Genomic DNA, 18239 nt, shown 5'->3' on the forward strand with positions numbered 1-18239 from the left:
CTCAGGGACGCAGCGGGCGTCCGTGGCGGTCGGTCGGCCGGCCGGCGAGGATCACGATGCCGTCGATGAACGCCCAGAGCAGGCCGATCCCGGCGAAGCTCAGCACGAGCTGGGCGACCGCGATGCCGGTGTGCCCGGTGTAGAACCGCCCGATTCCGAACGGCAGCAGCAGTTGCATCACCCCGGCCGCGACCTTGTAGCGGTCGGAGTAGGGCGCGCCGGTCGCCGGGTCGCGGCCGTAGGGCGCCGCGAGGTCGTGCGGGTGGCGCGCGGCAGGGGAGAACGGCGCGGCGACGGCGGGCGGAGCCGGCAGCACGGTGGTGGGCTGCTCGTCGCCGCCGGGGAGGTCCTCGAACAGGGGCGCCAGATCGCCGGAGGTGCGGGCGGCGTACGCCGCGGTCACACGTTCCTCGTACTCGTCCTGGTCGAGCCTGCCCTGTGCGTAGTGGTCGCCGAGCGCGCGCACGGCGGCCTCCCGCTCCGCGTTGCCGATCCGGATCGGACGGGGGTCGGACGTGCTCATGGGAGCGACGGTACCGGGCGTTTCGTCCCGTTGGTCAGCTCCGGCCGCCCCCGCTGCTCAGACCGAGTGGTAGGTGTCGGCGTAGTGCTGGTAGGCCGTGGCGACCTGATCGACCACGCCGGTCTCGTCGAGCTCGCCACGGACGTGCGCGAGCAGCGGTTTCTCCCAGATGGTGCGGCCGATGGCGAAGCCGTGGAAGCCGTCCACCCCGGCGGCCACGCGCAGCCAGCGGTCGAGCTGTGACTGGTCGGCGTCGCGTCCCAGCACCACGCACCGGACGTCGTCGCGGCCGCCCTGACGCGCGGCGGCGACGACGCGCTCGGCGTCCTCGGCCAGGTCCAGGCCCTCGATCTTCCAGATGTCCGGTGCTGCTCCGGCCCCTTGCATGTCGGTGATGACCTGTTCGGTCAGCGGGGGACGCAGCGCGCGGTCGTAGTCGTCGCCGAGGTTCTCGTGCTGCTCTGGCGTGGGCGGCACCAGCAGTTCGAGCAGCAGCCGTCGTCCGGCCCGGTGCAGCTCACCGGTCACCTGGGCGAGCGCGTCCTGCTGCTCGCGGCGCGCCGTACCGCTCGTCGACCAGCACCCCCGGGCCCGGCCGGGGCACCGCGGTCGAGCGCGGCGCGAAGGCCCGCGAAGACCAGTTGCTTGCCGTCGGCGATCAGTGCCGCCTGCTCGTCGGTCAGGGGGTCTCGCCACTCGTAGACGGTCCGGGCCAGCGACTCGCGGTGGTCCATGGCCAGGATCAGGAGGTCGGGTGCGACGGTGGCGGGCGTGGTCGTCGGGGCGGTGCTCATGTCGTCTCCCTCGTTGCGGTGGCGGGAGCGGCGCCGCGGCGGGCGGCATGAGCGAGCACAGCGGCCGCTGTCAGGTATCGACGTCCAGTGTGCCGATCCGGCGGCCGTGGAGAGGTCCTCGATGCGTGCTGCACGTCGTACCGTGCACGTTCGGTGTCAACGGGTGATCCGCACTAGTATGGAAGTCCGTGACCGGAATGCGCTTCGGAATGTTCGTTCCCCAAGGATGGCGACACGACCTCGTCGGCATCGACCCTCACGAGCAGTGGCACACCATGAAGGGCCTCGCGCAGCACGCCGACGCCGGCCCGTGGGAGTCGATCTGGGTCTTCGACCACTTCCACACCGTGCCCGTCCCCACCGACGAGGCCACCCACGAGGCCTGGACGCTCATGTCGGCGTTCGGCGCCGTCACCGAGCGGGTGCGACTCGGGCAGATGTGCACCTGCATGAGCTACCGCAACCCCGTCTACCTGGCGAAGGTGGCCGCCACCTGCGACATCGTCTCGGGTGGCCGCATCGAGATGGGCATCGGCGCCGGCTGGTACGAGCACGAGTGGCGTGCCTACGGCTACGGGTTCCCGCCCGCCCGGGAGCGCCTGCAGATGCTCGACGAGGGCGTCCAGATCATGCGTCAGGCCTGGACCGAGGGCCGTGCGACGCTCGACGGCAAGCAGTACCAGGTGAGCGACGCCATCGTCAGGCCCCTGCCGTTGCAGGACGGCGGCATCCCGCTGTGGATCGCGGGCGGCGGGGAGAAGGTGACGCTGAAGATCGCGGCGAAGTACGCCCGCTACACCAACTTCACCGGCGAGCCCGACGTCTTCACCCACAAGTCGGAACTGCTGCGGCAGCACTGCGAGACGGTCGGCACCGACTTCGACGCCATCGTCCGCTCGTCGAACTTCCGCGTGGCCATCGGCGAGACCGAGGCCGACGCCGAGAAGCGGCTGGCCGCCACCAGGGCGCGGATCGAGCCGTACATCGGCGCGGAGAAGGCCGAGGCCGTGGTGAACGAGACGCGCGGCACCACCACCTTCGGCACCCCGGCCCAGATCGTCGAGCGGCTCGGGGCGCTGCGGGAGATGGGCCTGACCTACGGGATCTTCAACTTCCCGGAGGCGGCCTACGACCGCTCGGGCATCGAGATGTTCGAGCGCGAGGTGATCCCGGCGCTGAGCTGACCGGCCCCCGACCGGCCCCCGCCCCGTTGCAGCAAAGCCACTTTCATGCCACGTCGTTGCGTGAAAGTGGCTTTGCTGCAAGGTGGGGGCGGGTCCGTGCGGCAGGATGCTCCCGTGGGTGCCCGGCCTGGTGACGTCGTGGAGGCCTTCCTGCACCACCTCATGGTGGAGCGGGGGAGTGCGGCCAACACCCTGCGCTCCTACGGCACCGACCTGCAGCGCTACCTCGAGCACCTGGCGGCCCGCGGGATCGACGACCTCGCCGCCGTGCGGGAGGACGACGTCGCCGGGTTCGTGGTGGCGCTGCGCAGCGGTCCGTCCTCGCTCGCGGCGTCCTCGGCCGCCCGTGCCCTCGCGGCCGTGCGCGGGCTGCACAGGTTCGCCGTGCGGGACGGCCTGCTGGCCGAGGACGTCGCCCGTGAGGTGCGCCCGCCCGCCCTGCCGGCGCGGCTGCCCCGCGCTCTGTCCCTCGACCAGGTCGAACAGCTGCTGGCCGGGTGCATCGGGGAGGGGCCGGGACCGTTGCGTGACCGGGCCCTGCTGGAGTTGCTGTACTCCACCGGAGCGCGGATCTCGGAGGCCGTCGGGATCGACCGGGACGACCTCGACGCCGCGAACCGCACGGTGCTGCTGCGCGGCAAGGGCGGCAAGCAGCGGATAGTCCCGGTGGGGCGCCCCGCGCTCGCCGCGGTCGAGGCCTACCTGGTGCGGGCGCGTCCCGGCCTCGCCGCCCGCGGCCGGGGCACCCCGGCACTGCTGGTCAACGCCCGCGGCGGGCGGCTGTCCCGGCAGAGTGCCTGGCACGTGCTGCGCGCCGCGGCGGAGGCGGCCGGGCTCTCCGCCGCCGTCTCGCCCCACACGCTGCGGCACTGCTTCGCCACGCACCTGCTCGCGGGCGGAGCGGACGTCCGCGTGGTGCAGGAGCTGCTCGGCCACGCGTCGGTGACCACCACGCAGATCTACACCAGCGTCACGGTCGACACGCTGCGCGAGGTCTACGCGACGTCGCACCCGCGGGCTCTCGGGTAGGTGCTCAGCCGGCGGCCGCCACGGCGCAGCCGGGCACGTCCTCGAGCCGGGTGTAGACCGGGATGCGGCGTTCCCGGCCGATGGCGACGCCGTACGTGATCTCGTGGCTGCTGGTGAGCTGATCACCCGTCCGGTGTGAGCGGGCGCCGCCCGAACGGCCGGCCGTCACCACGGGTAACGTGGGCCTCCGGTCGGCCAGTTGAGGTCGATCGGTCGGCCGCCGTACGGCGGGGCGCGTTGCCCGTCGTCAAGTCGGCCTCCTAGTCTGCCCGGATCGGCCCTCCGTGGGGTCGCCCGCCAGAGACCGGAGCCCGCATTGGACACACCGCGGCCCTTCGCCCCCCAACCGGAGCCGCTCGACGAGGATAGCTATGCCGACGATCACGACGGTATCGAGCCGGACGTGGCTGCCGACTCTGCGGGAAGGCCGTATGTGAAGGTCCCGGAACCGGCTCCGCTCACCGAGCACGGCCCGGCGCGGGTCATCGCGGTCGCCAACCAGAAGGGCGGCGTCGGCAAGACGACGTCGACCATCAACCTCGGTGCCGCTCTCGCCGAGTACGGCCGCAAGGTGCTGCTCGTCGACTTCGACCCGCAGGGTGCACTCTCGGTCGGCCTGGGCGTGCAGGCCCACGAGCTCGACACCACGATCTACAACCTGCTCATGGAGCGGGGCGTGGAGATCGAGGACGTGATCCTCGAGACCTCCGTCGAGGGCATGGACCTGCTGCCGAGCAACATCGACCTGTCCGCCGCCGAAGTGCAGCTCGTCACCGAGGTCGGACGCGAGCAGGCGCTCGGCCGCGCAATCAAGCCGGTGCTGGACAAGTACGACATCATCCTCATCGACTGCCAGCCGTCGCTCGGGCTGCTCACGATCAACGCGCTGGCGTGCGCCGACCAGATCCTCATCCCGCTGGCGTGCGAGTTCTTCAGCCTGCGGGGCGTGGCGCTGCTGATGGACACGATCGACAAGGTGCAGGAGCGGCTCAACCCCGACCTGAAGATCCTCGGCATCCTGGCCACGATGTTCGACCCACGCACGCTGCACACCCGCGAGGTGCGCCAGCGGGTGATCGAGGCGTTCGGTGACCTGGTGTTCGAGTCCGTGATCAACCGGACGGTGCGCTTCCCGGAGACCACGGTGGCCGGCGAGCCCATCACCTCGTGGGCCCCCACGTCCAACGGCGCCGAGGCGTACCGCCTGCTGGCCCGTGAGGTCATCGCACGGTGACGCTGCTCGATGAGACCGGGTCGTCCATCGGGGACGGTCCGCCACTGGCCGAGGGCACCCGCCCCCGGTTCCAGGTGCGCCTGCACAACTTCGAGGGCCCGTTCGACCTGCTGCTGCAGCTGATCGGGAAGCACGAGCTCGACATCACCGAGATGGCGCTGCACACCGTCACCGACGACTTCATCGCGCACCTCACCGCGCTCGGCGACGACGCCGACCTCGACGAGACCACCGAGTTCCTGGTGATCGCGGCCACCCTGCTCGATCTGAAGGCGGCCCGGCTGCTGCCCGACGCCGAGGTGGAGGACGCCGAGGACCTCGCGCTGCTCGAAGCCCGGGATCTGCTGTTCGCACGGCTCCTGCAGTACCGCGCGTACAAGCAGGTGGCGGCGTTGTTCGTGGAGCTCGAGGCCGGCGCGATGCGCCGGTTCCCGCGGTCGGTGGCGCTGGAGGAGCGGTTCGCCGTGCTGCTCCCCGAGGTGCTGCTGGGCGTCAACCCCGAGACGTTCGCCGACCTCGCGGCCTCGGTGTTCCGCCCCAAGCCGCCGCCCACCGTCGGGCTCGACCACCTGCACTTCGCGAAGGTGTCGGTGGCCGAGCACGCCGCGCTGCTGCGGGAGCGGCTCGCCGAGCTGGGGGTCGCCACCTTCGCCGTGCTCACCGCCGACTGCGCCGGGCCGCTCGAGGTGGTCGCCCGCTTCCTCGCGCTGCTGGAGCTGTACCGGGAGGCGAGCGTCTATCTGGAGCAGCCGGAGCCGTTCGGCGAGCTGACGGTACGCTGGAGTCCGGCTGACCAGCCCGGACACGCATCCGGGCCCGATACCGCAGCGGCCGGCCCCGACGAGCGGGATGAGTGACGACAGGCCCGTGAGCCTCACCGATGTGACCACCACCCCCGAGCCCGACGGCGCCCCCGACCCCGACGGCGCCGCTGTCGAGCAGGTCGTGCTGAGCGACACCGAGCTCGACGCGGCGCTCGAGGCGCTGCTGCTGGTGGTCGACGCACCCACCGACGACGAGACGCTCGCGCTGGCCGTGCAGCAGCCCGTCGCGCGGGTGCGGGCTGCGCTGCAGCGCCTGTCGGTGAGCTACGCCGAAGCCGGGCGGGGCATCGACCTGCGCCACGTCGGAGCGGGATGGCGCTTCTACACCCGTGACCAGTACGCCCCCTACGTCGAACGCCTGCTGCTCGACGGACAGCGGGCCCGGCTCACCCGGGCCGCCCTCGAGACGCTGGCTGTGGTGGCCTACCGGCAGCCGGTCACGCGCGCCCGCGTGTCGGCGGTGCGCGGGGTCAACTGCGACGGCGTGCTGCGCACCCTGCTCACCCGTGGGCTGGTGCAGGAGGCCGGGGTCGACGACTCCACGCAGGGCACGTTGTTCTGCACCACCGAGCTGTTCCTCGAGCGGCTGGGGCTGTCGTCGCTGGAGGAGCTTCCCGCGCTGGCGCCGCTGCTGCCCGACGTGGACGCGATCGACGAGCTGTGACGACCAAGGCACCCAGACATGAGCACCACCGATGAGTACGAGACATGAGCACTGAGATGAGTGGAATGACGACCGGAGCCCGGCCCGACGGCGTGCGCCTGCAGAAGGTGCTGGCCCAGGCCGGCGTCGCGTCCCGGCGTGCGGCGGAGGAGCTGATCGCCGCGGGCCGGGTGAGTGTCGACGGCAAGATCGTGCGCGAGATGGGCAGGCGGGTCGACCCGGAGACGGCCGTCGTGCACGTCGACGGCGCCCGGATCGTGCTGCGCGACGACCTCGTGCACCTCGCCCTGAACAAACCGCGCGGGATCCTCTCCACGATGTCCGACGACCGGGGCCGGCCCTGCGTCGGCGACCTCGTCGTCGAGCGGGGCATCGTCGACGAGCACTTCGACGGCGCGCCCCGCGCCCGGCTGTTCCACGTCGGGCGGCTCGACGCCGAGACCGAGGGCCTCCTGCTGCTCACCAACGACGGCGAGCTCGGCCACCGGCTGATGCACCCGTCGTTCGAGGTGGAGAAGACCTACCTCGCCGAGGTCATGGGCCAGGTGCCGCACGGCCTCGGGCGCCGGTTGCGCGACGGCGTCGACCTGGAGGACGGGCTGGTCACCGTGCACTCGTTCAAGCTGGTCGACTCCACCCCGGGCCGCTCGCTGGTCGAGCTGGTGATCCACGAGGGGCGCAAGCACGTGGTGCGCAGGCTGCTCGACGAGGTCGGCTTCCCGGTGCAGCGGCTCGTGCGCACCGCGATCGGCGACGTACGCCTCGGCGACCAGCGGCCGGGCCGGTTCCGCCCGCTCACGCAGCAAGAGGTGGGATCGCTGTACCGCTCGGTGGGGATGTAGCGGTGGCGGTTCGTGCTGTGCGCGGGGCCATCCAGGTGGACGGGGACACACGCCAGGAGATCCTCGACGGTTCGGCCGAGCTGGTCACCGCGGTGCTCGACCGCAACGGGCTCACCGCGGACGACATCATCTCGATCGTCTTCACGGCCACGCCCGATCTCACCGCCGAGTTCCCCGCCTACGCGGCGCGGATGCTCGGCCTGACCGACGTGCCGCTGCTCTGTGCGTCGGAGATCGCGGTGCCGGGGGCGCTGCCGCGCACGCTGCGGCTGCTCGCACACGTCGAGACGGAGCGGGCGCGTGCGGAGGTGCGGCACGTCTACCTGCGGGGGGCGACGGCCCTGCGTACGGACCTGCCCCAGTAGGCGGCGGGCTCGCCGGGCCCCCGACCTGAGATCATCGGCGGCCCGCACGGCATGATGGTCGGCGATCCGCGGTCGGCGCGCGGCAGGTGGTGGGCCGCTGGCCCGGACAGGGGCGAACGGTGACAGGGCGGTTGCGCGGGGTCGTGGCGATGGACGGCCCGTCGGGCACCGGGAAGTCCACGGTGTCACGGCGGCTGGCCGGTGCCTGCGCTGCCGCCTACCTCGACACGGGCGCCATGTACCGGGCGCTCACCCTCGCGGTGCTGCGCGCGGGTCTCGACGGCGCCGACCCTGCGGCGGAAGGCATCGCGCTCGGCGCTGTTCCGAACCTGCAGTCGGTGGTCGACCCGGACGCTCCGCGGATCCTGCTCTCGGGTGAGGACGTCGAGGCCGAGATCCGGGGGCCTGCGGTGACGGCGGCGGTGAGCGCGGTCTCGGCCGTGCCTGCCGTGCGTGCGGCGCTGGTGGCGCGGCAGCGCACGATCGTGGCCGACGCGGTGGTGGGCGGCGGCATCGTGGTGGAGGGCCGGGACATCGGCAGCGTCGTCGTGCCGGACGCCCCGCTGAAGGTGTACCTCACGGCCTCGGAGCACGTCCGGGCCGCCCGTCGGGGCGCCCAGGACCGCAAGGCCGGACGCACCGGGGACATGGCCGTCGTGCTGGCCGACGTCCGGCGCCGCGACCGGCTCGACTCCACGCGCAGGACCTCGCCGTTGCAGGTCGCGTCCGACGCGGTCGTGCTGGACACCGACGAGCTCAGTGTCGACGACGTGCTGGCCGAGCTGCTGCGACTGGTGCGGGAGCGAGGTCTGGTGACGTGAGCGCCGATCTGCCCCCGGGCACGTGGCCGTGGCTGCACGACCTGGCCCGCTGGATCGGCACGTGGCTGCTCGGCCCGTTCTTCCGTGTGCGGGTGCACCACCGGGAGCGCATCCCGGCGTCCGGGCCGGTCGTGCTCGTCGCCAACCACAGTTCGTTGGTCGACGGACCGCTGTTGTTCGGACTACTGGGGCGCCGCGCGGTGTTCCTCACCAAGCAGGAGATGTTCGCCGGAGCGCTCGGCTGGTGGCTGCGGCGGATCGGGCAGTTGTCGGTGCTCCGCGGGGCGCCGGACCGGCGGGCGTTGACGGTGGCGGTCGACGTGCTGCGCGCCGGGGGCCTGATCGGGGTCTTCCCGGAGGGCACCCGCGGCAGCGGCGAGGTCGTCGCGGCACAGCACGGGGCCGCGTGGCTGGCCCGCACCTCCGGTGCTGTCGTGCTTCCGGTGGTCTGCCGGGGTACCCGACGCCGCAACGGGTCGGGCAGGCGATGGCGACCGCACGTGGACGTATTGGTGGGGGAGTCGCTGACCATCCCCGCCGGTGGTGGCCGGGCCGGCCTGACCACCGCCACCGAGACCGTCCGGGCCGCACTGGCCGGGATGGTCCGAGAACTCGATGATGTTCGGAGCAGGACGTGAGTGGTACCGATGGCCCGCAGGTGGGGCCGAGCAACGAGGCCCGGCGCAGCGACGGCGGGGACGTGGCCGCGATGGCGGCACTGGGACTCGATCCCGGTGAGTTCGTGAGCACCGACGAGGACGACGGCTACCCGTCCGGGGCGGACGGCGATCCCGAGTCGGGTGGGCTGCTGCCCGCGCCGGTGCTCGCCGTCGTCGGGCGGCCGAACGTCGGCAAGTCCACGCTGGTCAACCGGCTGATCGGGCGCCGCGAGGCGGTGGTGCAGGACATCCCGGGGGTCACCCGCGACCGGATCGCCTACGACGCCCTGTGGAACGGCCGCCGCTTCACCCTCGTCGACACCGGCGGGTGGGAGCCCGACGCCACCGGACTGCAGGCCGCTGTCGCCGCTCAGGCGGAGATGGCCATCCAGACCGCCGACGCGGTGCTGCTGGTGGTCGACGCGAGCGTCGGTGCCACGGCCACCGACGAGGCCGTGGCCCGGGTGCTGCGCCGCTCGGACCGTCCGGTCCTGCTCGCCGCCACGAAGGTCGACGACGACCGGCTGACGTCCGACACGGCCGCCCTGTGGCGCCTCGGACTCGGCGAGCCCCACCCGGTCAGCGGCCTGCACGGGCGTGGGTCGGGCGACCTGCTCGACGCCGTGCTCGACGCGCTGCCGGAGAGCCCGCGTGACCTCCCGGGCACCGGGGTGGGCGGCCCGCGCCGCGTCGCGCTCGTCGGCAAGCCCAACGTCGGCAAGTCCAGCCTGCTCAACCGCGTCTCCGGCGAGGTCCGGTCGGTCGTCCACGACGTCGCCGGCACCACCGTCGACCCCGTCGACTCGCTCGTCGATCTCGACGGCGAGGTGTGGCGGTTCGTCGACACGGCGGGCCTGCGCAAGCGCGTCCACATGGCGAGCGGCATGGAGTACTACGCGAGCCTGCGCACGCGGGCGGCGATCGAGGCCGCCGAGGTGGCGGTCGTGCTGATCGACGCGAGCGAGCCCATCGCCGAGCAGGACCAGCGCGTGATCGGCATGGCGGAGGAGGCCGGCCGGGCACTGGTTCTCGTGTTCAACAAGTGGGACCTCGTCGACGAGGACCGGCGCCTGGCGATGAAGCGGGAGCTGGAGCGGGACCTCGTGCGCGTGCAGTGGGCCGAGCGGGTCAACGTGTCCGCACTGACCGGGCGGTCGGTCGCCAAGATCGCGCCGGCGTTGCGCACCGCCCTGGCGTCGTGGGACCGGCGGATCCCCACCGGCCGGCTCAACGGCTGGCTGGCCGAGGTGATCGCGGCGACCCCGCCGCCGGTGCGCAGCGGGAAGCAGCCCAAGGTGCTGTTCGCCACCCAGGCCCAGACCCGCCCTCCGACGTTCGTGCTGTTCACGAGCGGGTTCCTGGAGGCGGGGTACCGGCGGTTCCTCGAGCGCCGGTTGCGCGAGGAGTTCGGGTTCACCGGGTCGCCGGTGCGGATCTCGGTGCGGGTGCGGGAGAAGCGGGGGCGGAAGAGCTGAGCGCGGCTCGTCTGCCCGTGCCGTCGGTCCGCTACGGCTGGGCGGCGATGCCGTTCTCGTAGGCGAACACCACGGCCTGGGTGCGGTCGCGCAGGCCCAGCTTCATCAACACCCGGCCCACGTGCGTCTTGACGGTCTGTTCGCCCACCACCAGCATGGCGGCGATCTCGGCGTTGGACATGCCGCGGGCGACCAGCCGCAGCACCTCGAGCTCACGCGGGGTCAGTGCACCGACGGCCTCGGGACGCGTCGTACCGGCGCGGCGCCGCCTGGCGAAGTCGGCGATGAGCCGCCGCGTGACCGACGGCGCGAGCAGCGCCTCGCCGCCTGCCACCACCCGGACGGCGTGGACCAGGTCGGCGGTGGGAGCGTCCTTGAACAGGAACCCGCTGGCCCCGGCGCCCAGCGCGTCGTAGACGTACTCGTCGAGATCGAACGTGGTGAGCACGAGTACGCGTGGGCCGTGCTCGTGTGGCGGATCACCGAGCAGTTCCGCTGTGGCCGCGATTCCGTCGAGCACCGGCATGCGGACGTCCATCACCACCACGTCCGGCGCCAGGGCCCGCGCGATGTCCACGGCCTGGCGTCCGTCGGCCGCCTGCCCGATCACCTCGATGTCCGGTGCGGCCGCGAGCAGCGTGGCCAGCCCGTCACGCACCATCAGCTGGTCGTCGGCGATCACGACGGAGATGGTCATGCGGCGAACCTAGTGTCCGTCCTCGGCTCCGATGGGCAGCTGCGCCGACACCACGAAGCCGCCGGCGTCGGCCGGGCCGACGCTGAGCCGGCCGCCCAGCATCGCGACCCGCTCACGCATGCCGACCAGGCCGTGACCGCCCCCGCCGGTGGTGCTGCGGTGACCCTGCGCCGGGCCGTCATCGGTGATCCGCACCGCGAGGGATGTCCGGTGGTAGCCGATGACCACCTCGGCACTGGCCCCCGGTGCGTGGTGCGCCACGTTGGTCAACGCCTCCTGCACGATGCGGTACGCGGAGACGTCGACGGCGATCGGCAACGGCACCGGGACACCGAGGACGGACGCGCTCACGTCGATTCCTGACCCTCTGGCCCGCTCGACCAGGTCGTCGAGGCCGTCGAGCCCCGGTGGGGGACACCTCTCGGCGCCGGGCTCGGCGTCCCCGTCCGCGGATCCGTCGGCGTCGTCGCGCAGCAGGCCCACGATCCTGCGGGTCTCCGCCAGGGCTGCGCGCGCGGCCTGGTTGATCACGGTCAGGGGCACGCGCAGCGGCTCGGGGAGGTCCGGGACCTTGTATGCAGCTGCCTCCGCCTGGATCGCGATCATCGACATGTGGTGGCCGACCACGTCGTGCAGATCCCGGGCGATGCGGGCCCGCTCTTCGAGTACCGCCTGGCGGGCGAGGTCCTGACGTCGACGATCGGTCTCCTGTGCGAGCCGCCGCTCGACGTGCCGCCGGGTGCGGATGCTGTCGCCCAGTACGAGAGCGGCGGCCATCACCAGCGCGAGCAGCAGCGGCGCGTACAGCGGCACGGCGGTCAGCGCCGGTGCGACCGCAACGTCGGCCACGATCGTCACGGCCCCGGCGCACACCGCGATCCGCCGCTCGTAGCGCAGCGCCACCAGGAAGAGCACCAGCGCGAGGAGGACCAGTCCGGGGATGGGCCACGGCCAGAGCCGTAGGACGACTCCGTCGGTCCAGAGGGCGAAGCCCACCAGCCCGAGCAGTTCGGCCCCCGCCAGGATGCGCCACGCGAGCAACGGTGACCACAACAGCACCGGCAAGGCCGTGCCGACGGCCACGCCGACCACGATCGCCGGGCCGGTCGGCACCCCGGTGCTGGCCAGCTGCGCAGCGGTGACCGCTGCCGTGCCCGCGCCCAGCCCGAGGAGTGCGAGCCACACCACCACGTTGCGGCCACGCGTGTCGGTCGCCCGACCGTCCGGGCCCTCCGGTGGCATCAGCACCCACAGCAGGACGTACAGCGGGCCGTTGATGATCAGCAGCAGCGCCCGGACGAACCACACGTTCCAGCCGAGGCTCCGGGCGAGCCCGGCGCAGACGCCCCCGACCAGCCGACCCCGGCGCGGTCGTACCGGTCCGCTCGGCAACCGGAGCCGGCCGTCCGGCGGCCTGAGCCGGCCGGACCAGATCGTGGCCGCCACGGTGTCGAGCAGGCCGTGCGCCGGGTGGCGCGGCGGGGGTTCGTCGGTTCCTGCTGCCATGGCGCCGCCCACGGTAGAGCCGGGATGCCCGTGACGCGTCCTACCCCGGAGGGAGATCGCACCCCGTACCTGCGGGTCACCCGATGGCCACGTTCGTCGTACCTGCGCGGAGACCGGGACCGTCCTGCAGCGGGACGCGCGCCGGACCCCGGCGACCTCACGATCAGCAGGTCCCGAAGTGCCGGTGGTTGGAGAGTCGATGCGCAGTGCGAGATCGTTGATCGCCGCCCTGGTGGTGGCCGGACTGATGACGATGTCGGCGTGTGCCGACGACGGCAGCGCCGTCGCCGTCGCCGTTGCCGATCCCGGCCTCGTCTGGGGGGCGTGCCCGGGCGAGGACAACCCGCCGGGCATGCAGTGCGCCGCGATCGACGTACCGGTGAGCTGGGCACAACCGGCCGGCCGCACGATCACACTGGAGTTGGCCCGGTTGCCCGGCACCGATCCGTCCGGGCGGATCGGCACGGTGTTCGCGATCCCCGGCGGCCCGGGCAGTCCGGGGATCGGGGAGTTGAAGCACGTCGCCGGTACCTTCACCGCCCTGCGCGAACGGTTCGACGTGGTGACGTTCGATCCCCGCAACGTCATCGGTGCGTTGGCGCCCGGGTGCTACCAGCCCGGCCCCGTGCAGATTCCCCCGCGCACCGCGGACGAGTACGAGGCCCAGGCCGCGCAGAACCAGGCGCTGATGCAGCAGTGCCGGGCCGGTGACCCGGAGCGGTTCGACCATCTGGACTCCGCGTCCGTGGCGCGCGACATCGACGCGGTCCGCGCCGCCATGGGCGAGCCGCAGCTCAGCCTCATCGGCAGTTCGTACGGTGGGGTGCCGGCCGTCGCCTACGCCCGGCTGTTCCCCGACCGGGTGCGCGCCGTGTTCCTGGACGGCGTGCCCGACCACACCGCGGACCGCGCCGCGGCCGACCGCCTGCACTACCAGCAGGTGGAACAGCGGTTCGCCCGGTTCGCCGACTGGTGCGCGACCACTGCCGACTGCGCGCTCCACGGCGAGGACGTGCCGGCGGTGTGGCAGTCGCTGGTCGCCGCCGCCGACCGTTCGCCGATCCCGGTGCCGGGCAAGGGGCCAGAGGCGGCGCTGGCCGGGTTCGACCTGAAGTTCAACTCGATGGCCCTGCGGGACACCCCGCAGCAGTTCGCGACGGCCATCGACCTGGCGCGCAACGGAGACGGCTCGGGTTTCGCGGTGATGCCCAAGCAGCCGATGTTTCCCGGTGGCGCCGCGGTCCACTGCCACGACGGCTGGGGATACGCCAACTACGACGACTACGCACAGGCCCAGGAGCGCGCCGTGGCCTGGTCGCCGAACTTCTCCGGCCTCACGCATTTTCTCCGGCTGGACTGCTCGGGTTGGCCCACACCACCGGTGAACCCGCCGGCCCCACTGTCCGGCGCCGACCTTCCGCCGTTACTGGGCGCGGGCTCGCCGGACGAGACGCCGACCATGGACGTGCTGGTCGCGGCCGTGCCCGGCTCGTCAGTGATCCACTACGCCGGTCCCGGCCACGTCCTGTACCAGTCCGGAAGCCGATGCGTCATCGACCATGCGGACCGGTACCTGACCGAGCTGACCGTGCCTCCGGTGGGTACCGGGTGCCCGGCGGACGTGCCGGATCGGTGACGCCGTGCGCCGATGCGGGGCGGGTTGGGGTGAAGTGGCCGAGGAAGGGCAGGCACGGATGGGTTGTCCTGTGCTCCTCCGGTTACGCTCGGCCACATGGCGGTCGACGTGGGGCGCGGACCAGGGCCCGTACGTGTGGTTCTCGCCGATGACGAGCCGCTGATGCTGGCCGGCCTGCGCACCGTCCTCGAGGCGAGTGGCGCGGTCCGGGTCGTCGGAGTGGCCGGGGACGGCGCCTCGCTGCTCGCCGCCGTCGACGCGTACCGGCCGGACGTGGTGCTGGCCGACGTCCAGATGCCCGGCACCGACGGGCTCACCGCGCTGCGGATCCTGAGGTCGCGTCCCGACGCCCCGGCTGCCGCGGTGCTCACCACGTTCGACCTCGACGACTACGTGGCCGAGGCGCTGCGTATCGGGGTGCAGGGCTTCCTGCTCAAGGACACCGACCCGGATGCGCTCGTCCGGGCGGTGCGTGACCTCGCCGCGGGTGGCGCCGTGCTCGATCCGCGCATCACCGCGCGCCTGCTCCCGCATCTCGCCACGGGCTGGGCCCCGCAGCCCGCCGGGCTGACACTGCGCGAGCAGCAGGTGCTGCGCGGCCTCGCGGCAGGCGACTCGAACGCCGCCATCGCGTCCCGGCTCGGGCTGGCCGAGGCCACGGTCAAGAAGTACGTGTCGGCGCTGCTGATCAAGCTGGGTGCGGACAACCGGGTGCAGGTCGCGCTGTTGGCGAAGAGCTGGGGGCTCGTCTGAGGAGCGGCCGGGGAAGCGTGTGACGGGGGACCGATCGGGGGGAGTCGGATGGTGAGCGGGAAGCGGCTGCGCGGCCTCGGGACGGAGCTCGCGGCCGTGCTGGTCCCGGCGGTTGCGGTCCTGTGGGCGCAGCCGCCGTTCTCGTGGTCCGTGGCCTCGGCCCTGGTGGCCTGCGGGCTGCTGCCGTTGCGTCACATCTGGCCCCCGCTCGCCGTCCTGGGCGCGCTGTGGGGTCTCGCAGGCGGCCTCGGCTGGCCCGCCACCCTGGTCGCGCTCTACACGCTCGGCAGGCGCGCCGGCCGCGCCTACGCCACGGCGCCGTGGCTGGTGCCGCCGGTCGTCGCGGCCGTCACGCCGGTACTGCTGACGCAGGCACTGCCCTGGCAGCGGATCGTGCTGACCGTGGCGTTCGTCGGGCTCTACGCCATCGCACCCACCTCGCTGGGCCTGCTCATGTCCACCCGGGAACGGCTGACGGAGAGCCTGAACGACCTCGAACATGCCCGCGAGGAGGCGCTGGCGGCGTCGCAGGAGGCCGCGCGGGCGCAGGAACGGGCCCGGATCGGCCGGGAGATCCACGACGCCGTCGGGCACCACGCCACGCTGATCGCGGTCGGAGCGGCGGCGATCGCCGCGTCCACCAACGAGGACGAGACGCGCCGCGGAGCCGAGCAGCTCCGCACGCTGGCGAAGCGGGCGCTGGCGGAGATGCGCGTCGCGCTCGGACTGCTCGACGGGCGCGAGCATGCCGCCGGGCTCACCGAGATCGCGGCGCTGGTGGCCGGTTCGCGGGCCGCGGGTGTCGACGTCGAGCTGCTGCCGAGCGGGACGCCCACCGAGGTCGGTCCCGCCGTCGGGCGTGCCGTGTACCGCGTGGTGCAGGAGTCACTCACCAACGCGGCCCGCCACTCCCCGGGCTCCGCGGTCCGCGTGGAGCTGCGCTGGCAGCCGCAGGAGCTGCAGGTGCACGTGCGGAACACGGCCCCGGCCCGCCCGATTCGCGTGCGGCGCGACACGGTGGGCGGCGGCGGAGCCGGCCTGACCGGCCTGGCCGAACGGGTCGCGTCGGTGGGTGGGCAGCTGTCCTGGGGTCCGATGGCCGGCGGGGGGTTCGCCGTGCGGGCGATCTTTCCGCTGCGCCACGAGCCCCTGGCGCTGCCGCCCGCCGCCGAGCCGTCCCGTGCGGAGGAGACGGCGGCCCCGTAGCCGGAGTCAGCCGGGCGAGGCGCGGAGGCGTTCCAGGAGCTCCACGAGCCGGGCGGCGTCCTGGGTGCCCAGCTCGTCGGCCAGCTCGTCCCCGACGCGGGTCAGGGCAGGCGCGAGCCGCTCGTACCGGGCCCGACCGTGGTCGGACAGGAACACCAGCACGCGGCGGCGGTCGGTCTCGTCGGGCCGCCGGTACACCAGCGCCCGTTCCACCAGCCGGTCGACGATCTTGGTGAGGGTGGGGGCCGGCACCATCGCGTGGCTCGCGATCTCGGTCATCGGATGGCCCGCGCCGTCGCTGAGCAGGGTGAGCACCCGCCACTGGTCGAGCGTGGGGCCGTCCGGGCCGAGGGCCGCCTCCATCCGGCGGGAGGCCTGGTGAGCCACCTGGTTCAGCAGCTCCGGCAGTACGGGCGCGAGCGCGGCGGGTTGCGCCGCGGGCGCTCGGAAAGCAGTCACGTCATCCTCCTTCGGCGCGTGACGCCGGAGCCGACATCGTAAACACTGTCCTCGGCACGGGCACCGTCACCGGCAGGACGTCACAGCAGAGCAGACCGAGCAGGAATCACCTCGACACCGGACACCGTGCGGGACCGGGGGTGGGCATGGCACGCGACACGCTGGAGGTCGCCTTCGTGGTGCCGCGCAGCGGCCCCGCGGCGATCGTCGGGCCGTCCTGCGAGGCGTGCGGCCTGCTGGCCGTCGACGAGGTGAACGCAGGCGGCGGCATGCTCGGGCGGGAGGTGCGGCTGCGGGTCGTCGACGGCGGACGGGCGCCCCGCGCGGTGGCCGGGGAGATCGACGGGCTGCTCAGCGCCGGCGCGGTGGAGGCGGTCACCGGCTGGCACATCTCGGCGGTCCGCCAGCAGCTCGCGCCGATCGTGTCCGGCCGCGCCCCCTACGTCTACAGCCCCCTCTACGAGGGCGGCGAGCGGACCCCGGGCGTCTACCTGGCGGGGGAGACCCCCGACCGGCAACTGCTCCCCGCGCTGCGCTGGATGGCAGGTGAGCTGGGCGTGCGGACGTGGTGCGTGGTCGGGGACGACTACGTGTGGCCGCTCGCGTCGGCCGCGGTGGCCCGCCACTACGCACGCCGCCGCACGGACATCCGGATCCTCGACGAGGTCTTCGTGCCACTGGGCACCCTGGACTTCGCGGCCGCGGTACACCGCGTGGAGCGCAGCGGTGCCGACGGTGTGCTGATGCTGCTGGTCGGCTCCGACGCGGTGCGGTTCAACCGGGCGTTCGCCGCCGCGGGGCTCGACAGCGCCTGCGTGCGGCTCAGCCCGCTCATGGAGGAGAACATGGTGTTCGCCACAGGAGCCGCCGCCACCCATGATCTCTACGCCGCGTCCGGCTACTTCGAGGCGCTGCCCACGTCGTCCGGACTCGACTTCTCCCGCCGCTACGCCGCCCGCTTCGGCGTGCAGGCTCCGGTGCCCGGATCGCTCGGCGAATCCTGTTACGAGGGCGTGACGTTGCTGGCGAGGATGGCCGAGAGGGCGGGCAGCCTCGGGTCCGACGAGCTCGCCGCCGCCGCCGACACCCTCGCCTACGACAGTCCGCGGGGGAGCGTCCGAATGGCGGGCAACCACCTGCTGCAGAGCGTGTACCTGGCCCGGGCCGACGGGCTCGCCCTGGACGTCGTCGCACAGCTCACGCCTTGACGGGTACTACTCATCAAAATAGTTTCATCTGACAGTTTCGGTTCTTCAGGAGGTGACGAGTGCCGACCTACGGATACCGGTGCCCCGCGGGGGACACCTTCGACCTCGTCCGGCCGATGGCCGAAGCCGGAGAGCCCGCCCGGTGCCCGGACTGCGGGGAACCCGCGCGCCGGGTCTTCGGCGGGCCCGCCCTGCGCAGCCTCGACCCGGCGGTGCGCCGAGCCCTCGACGCCGGCGCGCGCAGCGCCGACTCGCCCGACGTCGTGACGTCCCTACCCGGACGGTCCCGGCGCGCCACGCCGGTCACCAGAGATCCGCGCCACGCCCGCCTTCCTCGGCCCTGACGCGCCACCCGCACCG

Annotated in this window: 22 protein-coding genes; 15 read left to right on the forward strand and 7 right to left on the reverse strand. The window is 73.0% G+C overall.

Annotation, left to right across the window (positions count from 1 at the left end; genetic code table 11):
• Position 1 precedes the first annotated feature (1 nt).
• The 3 genes from ACQPZA_RS13355 to ACQPZA_RS13365 are packed head-to-tail and all read right to left on the reverse strand — an operon-like array spanning position 2 to position 1317.
• The gene (locus tag ACQPZA_RS13355) at positions 2 to 523 is read right to left on the reverse strand and encodes a DUF1707 domain-containing protein (RefSeq protein WP_433280938.1); all 522 of its coding nucleotides are present in this window, start codon (positions 521 to 523) and stop codon (positions 2 to 4) included.
• A gap of 57 nt (positions 524 to 580) precedes the next feature.
• Complete coding sequence (locus ACQPZA_RS13360; RefSeq protein WP_433280940.1) at positions 581 to 1051, reverse strand: 2-deoxy-5-keto-D-gluconate 6-phosphate aldolase domain-containing protein; 471 nt, start codon at positions 1049 to 1051, stop codon at positions 581 to 583.
• On the reverse strand, positions 1048 to 1317 hold the full coding sequence (locus ACQPZA_RS13365; RefSeq protein WP_433280942.1) for a hypothetical protein: 270 nt from the start codon (positions 1315 to 1317) through the stop codon (positions 1048 to 1050). Before ACQPZA_RS13365 ends, ACQPZA_RS13360 begins: the two co-directional genes overlap by 4 nt.
• A 197-nt stretch (positions 1318 to 1514) precedes the next feature.
• On the opposite strand from ACQPZA_RS13365, the gene ACQPZA_RS13370 reads away from it, so the two are divergent.
• Positions 1515 to 2501: an LLM class F420-dependent oxidoreductase gene (locus ACQPZA_RS13370; protein WP_433282807.1), complete on the forward strand. Its 987-nt coding sequence runs from the start codon at positions 1515 to 1517 to the stop codon at positions 2499 to 2501.
• A gap of 114 nt (positions 2502 to 2615) precedes the next feature.
• A complete protein-coding gene (locus ACQPZA_RS13375) occupies positions 2616 to 3530 on the forward strand; it encodes a site-specific tyrosine recombinase XerD (protein WP_433280944.1) in 915 nt (304 codons plus the stop codon).
• A 4-nt stretch (positions 3531 to 3534) separates the two neighbouring features.
• Here ACQPZA_RS13375 and ACQPZA_RS13380 read toward each other — a convergent pair whose 3' ends face one another.
• On the reverse strand, positions 3535 to 3699 hold the full coding sequence (locus tag ACQPZA_RS13380; protein ID WP_433280946.1) for a hypothetical protein: 165 nt from the start codon (positions 3697 to 3699) through the stop codon (positions 3535 to 3537).
• A 222-nt stretch (positions 3700 to 3921) separates the two neighbouring features.
• On the opposite strand from ACQPZA_RS13380, the gene ACQPZA_RS13385 reads away from it, so the two are divergent.
• The 8 genes from ACQPZA_RS13385 to der all read left to right on the forward strand — a co-directional run bounded on the left by ACQPZA_RS13385 (position 3922) and on the right by der (position 10414).
• On the forward strand, positions 3922 to 4764 hold the full coding sequence (locus ACQPZA_RS13385) for a ParA family protein (protein WP_407692213.1): 843 nt from the start codon (positions 3922 to 3924) through the stop codon (positions 4762 to 4764).
• Between the two features lie 2 nt (positions 4765 to 4766).
• Entirely contained in the window at positions 4767 to 5621 is an 855-nt protein-coding gene (locus ACQPZA_RS13390; protein ID WP_211174372.1) for a segregation and condensation protein A, read from the forward strand.
• Positions 5554 to 6252: an SMC-Scp complex subunit ScpB gene (gene scpB / locus ACQPZA_RS13395; protein WP_407692214.1), complete on the forward strand. Its 699-nt coding sequence runs from the start codon at positions 5554 to 5556 to the stop codon at positions 6250 to 6252. Before ACQPZA_RS13390 ends, scpB begins: the two co-directional genes overlap by 68 nt.
• 44 nt (positions 6253 to 6296) lie before the next feature.
• Positions 6297 to 7094, forward strand: a complete 798-nt coding sequence (locus tag ACQPZA_RS13400) for a pseudouridine synthase (protein ID WP_407692212.1) — start codon at positions 6297 to 6299, stop codon at positions 7092 to 7094.
• A 2-nt stretch (positions 7095 to 7096) separates the two neighbouring features.
• Positions 7097 to 7459, forward strand: a complete 363-nt coding sequence (aroH, locus tag ACQPZA_RS13405) for a chorismate mutase (protein WP_169396696.1) — start codon at positions 7097 to 7099, stop codon at positions 7457 to 7459.
• A gap of 119 nt (positions 7460 to 7578) precedes the next feature.
• Positions 7579 to 8280: a (d)CMP kinase gene (gene cmk / locus ACQPZA_RS13410; protein ID WP_433280949.1), complete on the forward strand. Its 702-nt coding sequence runs from the start codon at positions 7579 to 7581 to the stop codon at positions 8278 to 8280.
• The gene (locus ACQPZA_RS13415) at positions 8277 to 8918 is read left to right on the forward strand and encodes a lysophospholipid acyltransferase family protein (protein WP_169396697.1); all 642 of its coding nucleotides are present in this window, start codon (positions 8277 to 8279) and stop codon (positions 8916 to 8918) included. Before cmk ends, ACQPZA_RS13415 begins: the two co-directional genes overlap by 4 nt.
• 71 nt (positions 8919 to 8989) lie before the next feature.
• The gene (gene der, locus ACQPZA_RS13420; protein ID WP_433282809.1) at positions 8990 to 10414 is read left to right on the forward strand and encodes a ribosome biogenesis GTPase Der; all 1425 of its coding nucleotides are present in this window, start codon (positions 8990 to 8992) and stop codon (positions 10412 to 10414) included.
• Positions 10415 to 10445: 31 nt separating this feature from the next.
• Here the strand turns inward: der and ACQPZA_RS13425 are convergent, their stop codons facing one another.
• Together ACQPZA_RS13425 and ACQPZA_RS13430 are read right to left on the reverse strand one after the other, a co-directional pair.
• Positions 10446 to 11111 (reverse strand): response regulator transcription factor, encoded by a 666-nt coding sequence (locus ACQPZA_RS13425; protein WP_433280951.1) that lies wholly within the window; start codon positions 11109 to 11111, stop codon positions 10446 to 10448.
• Positions 11112 to 11120: 9 nt separating this feature from the next.
• Positions 11121 to 12617: an ATP-binding protein gene (locus ACQPZA_RS13430; RefSeq protein ID WP_433280953.1), complete on the reverse strand. Its 1497-nt coding sequence runs from the start codon at positions 12615 to 12617 to the stop codon at positions 11121 to 11123.
• A gap of 199 nt (positions 12618 to 12816) precedes the next feature.
• Here ACQPZA_RS13430 and ACQPZA_RS13435 point away from each other — a divergent pair, with 199 nt between their 5' ends.
• The 3 genes from ACQPZA_RS13435 to ACQPZA_RS13445 all read left to right on the forward strand — a co-directional run bounded on the left by ACQPZA_RS13435 (position 12817) and on the right by ACQPZA_RS13445 (position 16212).
• Entirely contained in the window at positions 12817 to 14253 is a 1437-nt protein-coding gene (locus ACQPZA_RS13435; RefSeq protein ID WP_433280955.1) for an alpha/beta fold hydrolase, read from the forward strand.
• Positions 14254 to 14349: 96 nt separating this feature from the next.
• On the forward strand, positions 14350 to 15006 hold the full coding sequence (locus ACQPZA_RS13440; protein ID WP_169396701.1) for a response regulator: 657 nt from the start codon (positions 14350 to 14352) through the stop codon (positions 15004 to 15006).
• Positions 15007 to 15054: 48 nt separating this feature from the next.
• Complete coding sequence (locus ACQPZA_RS13445; RefSeq protein WP_433280958.1) at positions 15055 to 16212, forward strand: sensor histidine kinase; 1158 nt, start codon at positions 15055 to 15057, stop codon at positions 16210 to 16212.
• Between the two features lie 6 nt (positions 16213 to 16218).
• On the opposite strand, the gene ACQPZA_RS13450 is transcribed toward ACQPZA_RS13445, so the two are convergent.
• A complete protein-coding gene (locus ACQPZA_RS13450) occupies positions 16219 to 16671 on the reverse strand; it encodes a MarR family winged helix-turn-helix transcriptional regulator (protein ID WP_433280960.1) in 453 nt (150 codons plus the stop codon).
• 146 nt (positions 16672 to 16817) lie between these two features.
• Between ACQPZA_RS13450 and ACQPZA_RS13455 the strand changes: the two genes are divergently transcribed.
• The gene (locus ACQPZA_RS13455) at positions 16818 to 17879 is read left to right on the forward strand and encodes a substrate-binding domain-containing protein (RefSeq protein WP_433280962.1); all 1062 of its coding nucleotides are present in this window, start codon (positions 16818 to 16820) and stop codon (positions 17877 to 17879) included.
• Positions 17880 to 17938: 59 nt separating this feature from the next.
• Positions 17939 to 18223 carry an FmdB family zinc ribbon protein gene (locus ACQPZA_RS13460; protein WP_433280964.1) on the forward strand — a complete coding sequence of 95 codons (285 nt, stop codon included), beginning with the start codon at positions 17939 to 17941 and terminating at the stop codon, positions 18221 to 18223.
• The last annotated feature ends 16 nt before the right edge of the window (positions 18224 to 18239 follow it).

This window comes from Pseudonocardia xinjiangensis, from assembly GCF_050948425.1.
Taxonomy (GTDB): Bacteria; Actinomycetota; Actinomycetes; order Mycobacteriales; family Pseudonocardiaceae; genus Pseudonocardia; species Pseudonocardia xinjiangensis.

What these genes read in the sequence shown, in the direction of transcription:
- ACQPZA_RS13355 (WP_433280938.1), bottom strand. Translation starts at nt 523, where the DNA reads ATGAGCACGTCCGACCCCCGTCCGATCCGGATCGGCAACGCGGAGCGG.
- ACQPZA_RS13365 (WP_433280942.1), bottom strand. Translation starts at nt 1,317, where the DNA reads ATGAGCACCGCCCCGACGACCACGCCCGCCACCGTCGCACCCGACCTC.
- ACQPZA_RS13370 (WP_433282807.1), top strand. Translation starts at nt 1,515, where the DNA reads ATGCGCTTCGGAATGTTCGTTCCCCAAGGATGGCGACACGACCTCGTC.
- ACQPZA_RS13400 (WP_407692212.1), top strand. Translation starts at nt 6,297, where the DNA reads ATGAGCACTGAGATGAGTGGAATGACGACCGGAGCCCGGCCCGACGGC.
- der (WP_433282809.1), top strand. Translation starts at nt 8,990, where the DNA reads ATGGCGGCACTGGGACTCGATCCCGGTGAGTTCGTGAGCACCGACGAG.
- ACQPZA_RS13425 (WP_433280951.1), bottom strand. Translation starts at nt 11,111, where the DNA reads ATGACCATCTCCGTCGTGATCGCCGACGACCAGCTGATGGTGCGTGAC.
- ACQPZA_RS13430 (WP_433280953.1), bottom strand. Translation starts at nt 12,617, where the DNA reads ATGGCAGCAGGAACCGACGAACCCCCGCCGCGCCACCCGGCGCACGGC.
- ACQPZA_RS13435 (WP_433280955.1), top strand. Translation starts at nt 12,817, where the DNA reads ATGCGCAGTGCGAGATCGTTGATCGCCGCCCTGGTGGTGGCCGGACTG.
- ACQPZA_RS13440 (WP_169396701.1), top strand. Translation starts at nt 14,350, where the DNA reads ATGGCGGTCGACGTGGGGCGCGGACCAGGGCCCGTACGTGTGGTTCTC.
- ACQPZA_RS13445 (WP_433280958.1), top strand. Translation starts at nt 15,055, where the DNA reads ATGGTGAGCGGGAAGCGGCTGCGCGGCCTCGGGACGGAGCTCGCGGCC.
- ACQPZA_RS13455 (WP_433280962.1), top strand. Translation starts at nt 16,818, where the DNA reads ATGGCACGCGACACGCTGGAGGTCGCCTTCGTGGTGCCGCGCAGCGGC.